Raw genomic sequence first — 5,524 nt, 5'->3', positions numbered from 1 at the left:
ACCCATTGGCGCATGGGCTGTACGGGCAGAACCTCATCGACCAGTAGCGCGGCGCTTTCGGCCATACGCCGTGCGCCACAACTAGGACAGAAGCCCCGACGTTTGCAGCTGAACGCAACCAGGTGCTCAGCGTGACACGACTCACAACGCACCCGCAGAAAGCCGTGTTCGAGACGGCCGCATTTGAGGTAGTCGTCAAACTCGCGTTGCACATAGCCGGGCAGTTCCCTGCCCTGCGCCGCCAAATGGGCAGCGAACGTCTGGTAGTATTCTTCGACGATCCGATAGAGCAGGGTTTGCTCGGGCCGGTGACGCTGGTAACGACCAGTGTTCTCGTCCCGGCTGGCCATCCTGGCCGCCACTTGGGGCATGATCCGCATCCTTGCGATAGCCATAGCTAAACTCGGGTGCCTCGTCATCAGGCCCGAGGCGAATACTGCCAAAGCGTGACAACCCCAACCAGAGTGTAAAAATGACAAAGCCACTGGTCACTAATAAGTACAACCAGCCAAAGTCATCAGCGGTCGCATCCAGTGCTTTTTGCGCTAACTCTTGAACGCCATCAGGGTTACTGACTGTGGCAATTAAAAACAAACCAATAAAGAGTATTGATAGGTAAAAAACGGTTCCTACGTCTCCTAAAAGACGGTTTACCCATTGCTTAAACGTACTCATTACTTTCCTTAGAACTTACTATTTAACTAACTATTTCTTACAGGCAACCACTTGAACGACTGCTCCTTTACCCTGGTGATAGTTTCCTTCAGAGATTTCACGCTCTACTTCAGCACCTATTATAAAATCCAAACCGTTTAGTTCTTGCTGCAACCCTTCAAGCGACATAAACATATCTATTTGCGAGGCAGGAGGACCACCCACTCCATCCATGTCAATATGAGCAGCTGTATAGGCTTCTAGCATAAAGACGCCATTTTCTTTTAATGCAGCCACTGCCTGCTTATGCAATTTCAACCGTAACTCAAGAGGCACATGAGCGAAAATTGAAACGATGCCATCCCAAGCGTCTACGCCTAAATCATACTCATTTAAGTTGGCTACCACTGTGGTGATTTTTACACCCTGTTCAGCCGCCAATTTGTGTGCTTTTTCTAAGCCGACGCTAGACTGGTCAACCGCTGTAACGTCATAACCTTGCTTGGCTAAAAACACAGCATTGCGACCTTCACCTTCGGCTAAGCAAAGAACCTTACCTCCTTTAGGTAATTTAGAAAATTCGGCTTGTAATAAATAAAGGCACTCAAGATTTTTATGCTTATTTTTCTAATTGGGAAGCTGTTCTATTTACCCAAATATCGGAAGATGTTATTTTTGCCTTTAACGAATACGCAGCATTAATACGCGAAGACTTGTTTGTTGCAGATGACGAGGAATTTGAGGTTTTAGCAGTTATAAACCTCTCTCCAACTAAAGATGTTAATGGAAATTATGGTCTAATTTTTTATACCGCAATCGAAGACGAAGAGATCAATGAATATAATGCAGGTATGCTTTTTTCTGATATAGTGCTAGTTTACGATAATGGATATTTTAACACTGTTCGCTTTGAGGACATAATTGATGAAGATCAAGAAACAATATTGGATGAAGGCATTCATAATACAAGAATTGAGATTGAAGGTTATGAGTTTGAAATAAAAATTAAAACCATTTTAGATGAAATATCAAGCGATGATTTTTCAAAAAACTTGGCATTTAATAATAAAATTGAAATTGATATAGACTCTGAATCCGTTAAATTAGGCTCCACTTTAGAAGAAGTCTTAAGCGACATGAAACTAAGTTTATATCTAGGAATTTATTATATAAATCACCACAAACATTCTAATGTTCAAGTTACAAAAGATATGGTTGTTTCTTATGACATTGACACAGAAGGATACGGCTTTATAGTTATCAAATATACTGTTGATGAAAAAGATTATTTCACCTCAAAAACCTTTTTAGTTGCTAAAGATGGGGATGTAATACATGATTCACAAGTTATAATTAATATAGCCGATATGGATCTTTCTGACATAACTGATTATTCTGACATAATTGACTATGGTGTTAGCTATGCCTCATATGGTTCAATCAACAGAAATCCATTACTAATTGTGCCAATGGATTTGGATTTTTCGGGTCTAAAATTAGATTTTGAGGTACTAATTTACGATCTCTACGATTTTAATGAAATTTCAAATGAGTTTATTACCGTTTTAATAGGTGAGGATTTTGTATATGACAACACAAGTGTCGGTTTACAATGGATAACGATTAATGCAATCGACTCTAATGATGATACTTATGAATTCCAACTCTTAATTGCTGTCTACGATAACAATGATGAAAACTATGCAATACCTTATCTATCACATGAATTTGTCAATATACTAGGCGATTATAGGTTTCAAGAGGGATATGGTGTCGAAGGCATAAAATACGATGAAGAATCTCAAAAATTTCTTTATGCAGAATATATAGATATATATTATTGGGGAATTGATGAGCCTAAAACTTTTTACTTGTCCGAAACAAATTTTAAAAATGGCTTTTTTGCACTTACTCTAAATGTTTGGGGAATTGACGTAGACTTCACGGTGCCAGTATGAGAGTAAAATACTAAACATATTAAAATCTAATGTTTTGGTTAAATATTAACATATAAAAGTTGTGAAGAATTTAATAATCATCACATCTTTTTTTATGCAAATTTTTATTTGGTTTAAGATTTGTAACCAGTATTAGTAGTTTTTTATATGTAAAAACACCATTATTTTGTATGCTTGCTATATGTCCAATTTAAATGGCAATAGTTGACAAACTGTACGTTTCATCTTATAATTAATTATATAAACTATTAAAGATTATGCAATTAAAGGGAATTTATGGAAAGAAATATTAGGGATTCACAAAATTTCTTACACGATAAAAAATTAGTTAGTAGCCTTGTTGAAAATAGCAATATAAATAATACTGACATTGTATATGAAATAGGTCCGGGAAAAGGCATAATAACCGAACATTTATTAAGAGTAAGTAAAAGTGTAATTGCAATTGAATTAGACACCTCTTTGTATCAATTTTTAAAGCAAAACTTGAATAGTGAAAAACTAACACTTATCAATCAAGATTTTATGAACATAAAACTTCCTGATGGCAATTATAAAGTTTTTTCTAATATACCGTTTAATATGACGGGAGAAATCTTAACAAGATTACTAACAGCAATCAACCCGCCACAAGATATGTATATTATAATGCAGTACGAAGCAATGTTAAAATACGCAGGCACTCCATATTATAAAGACACATTAAAATCACTTATGTTCAAACCGTTATATGATATAAAACTGGCTTATGAGTTTTTGCCTTCAGATTTTAAACCAAAACCCAACGTGTCTATAGTTCTTGTGCATTTCCATAAAAAAGAATATTGTGATATAAAAAAAGCAACAATGTTAGAATATTGGGATTTTTTATCATATATGTATACTGCCCCAGGATTAAATTTTAAACAAAAAACAAAAAATATTTTTTCTTATGAACAGCAAAAACGTTTGAAAAAAATTATCAATTTAGATAGTGAACTAAATTTTTCCGATTGGACATATATTCAATGGATTAAAATGTTCGATACATATAAGCAGTTTGTATGCCAAGACAAGAAAAAACTCGTAGAAGGTTCTTATCAAAAACTTTTAAAAGAACAATCAAAATTAGAAAAAGTCCACAGAAGCAGAACTCAAAGATATTAAATAAAAGGGTACTTAATTGGAAAAAGGTTACTACTTATTTGCATATGTAGAGATAAACAAGTATGCCAATTTTTATAAAACAGATACAAAAAGGCACGACCAAAATATTTCACTTTGGGAATATGATGGTGGTAAATTGTCATTATTAAGATATTGGGAACTAGAGCGTTTATCCAGAATAAAACATCATAATAAAGCTTTTTATTCTGAAACTCAATTCAAAAATATTGTAAATGTTTTATTATCTGAATTTAATCTGCAATTATCAGATATAAAAGAGTATAGGAAGAATAAACGCCGTTTTTCTCCAAGTCCAGCCACTGTAGACCGCGAATGACGGCCTGCTTTGCCAGTGGGTGATTCTGAATCCGGCCCGTGTAGCCATCGATCCCGCCGAAAATTCACCCGTTTTTCCCGACAGCCGGGGCCAACCCAAGCCGCCGGCATAACGCATCCCTGCCGCGGCTGAATTACCGCAGCATCGTGATCGGAATCGTTTGGGACGGGTCAGGTAAACAGACCCGGCGACAGGCCAGCCGGTGGTGCCCGGCTCTCGGGCAACGGGCTGGACTCGTTGGTTTCGGCTTTTTGCTTCAGATGGTCGAGGATCTGCTTGATCACTACCGGATCTTCAATACAGGCAATCACCTTCATGGCACCGCCGCATTCGCTGCAAGTCTCGATGTCGATTTGGAATACACGCTTGAGCCGCTGTGCCCATTTCATCGACGCTCGCCGCCCAGCGGGTGTTGGCGGCTCATCCGATACCTTGACCTTTTTGCTCCCCTTGCCCCTCATGGCAGGTGTAACCAGGGCGCGGTGCTTGCTGTTGGGCGCAAACACCCCATGAAACCGGGTAAGGTTCACACGTGGCTTCGGCACCAACGCCGACAGTCTTGCGATGAAGTCCAGCGGCTCAAAGATCACATGCGTGGTGCCGTCCCGGTACGGCGTCTTAAGCTGGTAGCGCACGTTGCCATTCTTCGTGAGCGACAGCCGTTTCTCAGACACCGCCGGGCGGCTGATGTAGTGGCACAGCCGTTCGAGTTTGCTGCGCTCATGGGCCTTGGCCGCTACGCCGGCATGTAGCGAGAAACCGGCAACCTTACCGGGCATGTCACCAAACTGATCTTCCGGGTCGCAGGCGGGCAGTGTCTGCAGGGTGAACACCTTGCGCCCTGCCTGTGGCCCCACGGCGATGCGATACGTGATGGAATGCCCCAGCAGTGGAGTCATCGCATCTTCATCCACCGCATCCAAGGCCAGGTAACTGTTTTCAGCATCCCGCTCCAGTAGGCCTTGCCGCTCCAAATAGCGGCCGACCCGATGGGCGATGGTGTGCGCCAGTTGGGTGAGTTCGGCGCTGGTCGGCGCCCTGACCCAGAGGAACCGGGCTGTTCCATTGGGACGCTCAACGTACACGCCATCGAGGAACAGCATGTGAAAGTGAATGTTGAGGTTCAGTGCACTGCCGAAGCGCTGGATCAGGGTGACGGCACCGGTCTTGGCCGCTTGGTGGGTATAGCCCGCTTTCTTGACCAGATGCGTGGCGATGACGCGGTAAACGATGCCCAACACCCGGCCCATGACCTCCGGCCGGCTGGCGAACAGAAAGCGCAATTGAAAGGGAAAGCTGAGTACCCATTGGCGCATGGGCTGTACGGGCAGAACCTCATCGACCAGTAGCGCGGCGCTTTCGGCCATACGCCGTGCGCCACAACTAGGACAGAAGCCCCGACGTTTGCAGCTGAACGCAACCAGGTGCT

The 5,524-nt window shown here is 41.7% G+C and carries 6 protein-coding genes and 1 pseudogene; 3 read left to right on the top strand and 4 right to left on the bottom strand.

The features are described from left to right. The 3 genes and pseudogenes from FTU79_RS16050 to FTU79_RS16045 form a co-directional block, all read right to left on the bottom strand. A partial coding sequence (locus FTU79_RS16050) for a transposase zinc-binding domain-containing protein (RefSeq protein WP_373683515.1) occupies positions 1–293 on the bottom strand: 293 nt, incomplete at its 3' end. Beyond that, positions 196–675 (bottom strand): BCCT family transporter, encoded by a 480-nt coding sequence (locus FTU79_RS16765; protein ID WP_338242671.1) that lies wholly within the window; start codon positions 673–675, stop codon positions 196–198. The genes FTU79_RS16050 and FTU79_RS16765, both read right to left, overlap by 98 nt. 30 nt (positions 676–705) lie before the next feature. Continuing rightward, positions 706–1,218, bottom strand: a pseudogene (locus tag FTU79_RS16045) (class I SAM-dependent methyltransferase); the annotation flags it as partial. Positions 1,219–1,367: 149 nt separating this feature from the next. On the opposite strand from FTU79_RS16045, the gene FTU79_RS16040 reads away from it, so the two are divergent. From FTU79_RS16040 to FTU79_RS16030, 3 genes are all read left to right on the top strand, one after another. Beyond that, the gene (locus FTU79_RS16040) at positions 1,368–2,612 is read left to right on the top strand and encodes a hypothetical protein (RefSeq protein ID WP_179990686.1); all 1,245 of its coding nucleotides are present in this window, start codon (positions 1,368–1,370) and stop codon (positions 2,610–2,612) included. A gap of 276 nt (positions 2,613–2,888) precedes the next feature. Then, the gene (erm, locus tag FTU79_RS16035; RefSeq protein ID WP_107318659.1) at positions 2,889–3,758 is read left to right on the top strand and encodes a 23S ribosomal RNA methyltransferase Erm; all 870 of its coding nucleotides are present in this window, start codon (positions 2,889–2,891) and stop codon (positions 3,756–3,758) included. Positions 3,759–3,774: 16 nt separating this feature from the next. Then, positions 3,775–4,095 (top strand): hypothetical protein, encoded by a 321-nt coding sequence (locus FTU79_RS16030; protein ID WP_179990683.1) that lies wholly within the window; start codon positions 3,775–3,777, stop codon positions 4,093–4,095. A 170-nt stretch (positions 4,096–4,265) separates the two neighbouring features. Here FTU79_RS16030 and FTU79_RS16025 read toward each other — a convergent pair. Further along, a partial coding sequence (locus FTU79_RS16025; protein WP_180051339.1) for an IS91 family transposase occupies positions 4,266–5,524 on the bottom strand: 1,259 nt, incomplete at its 5' end.

It is taken from the genome of Acinetobacter sp. YH12144 (assembly GCF_013418345.1).
Lineage (GTDB): Bacteria > Pseudomonadota > Gammaproteobacteria > Pseudomonadales > Moraxellaceae > Acinetobacter > Acinetobacter amyesii.
This window is presented reverse-complemented; position numbering and strand designations above follow the sequence as displayed.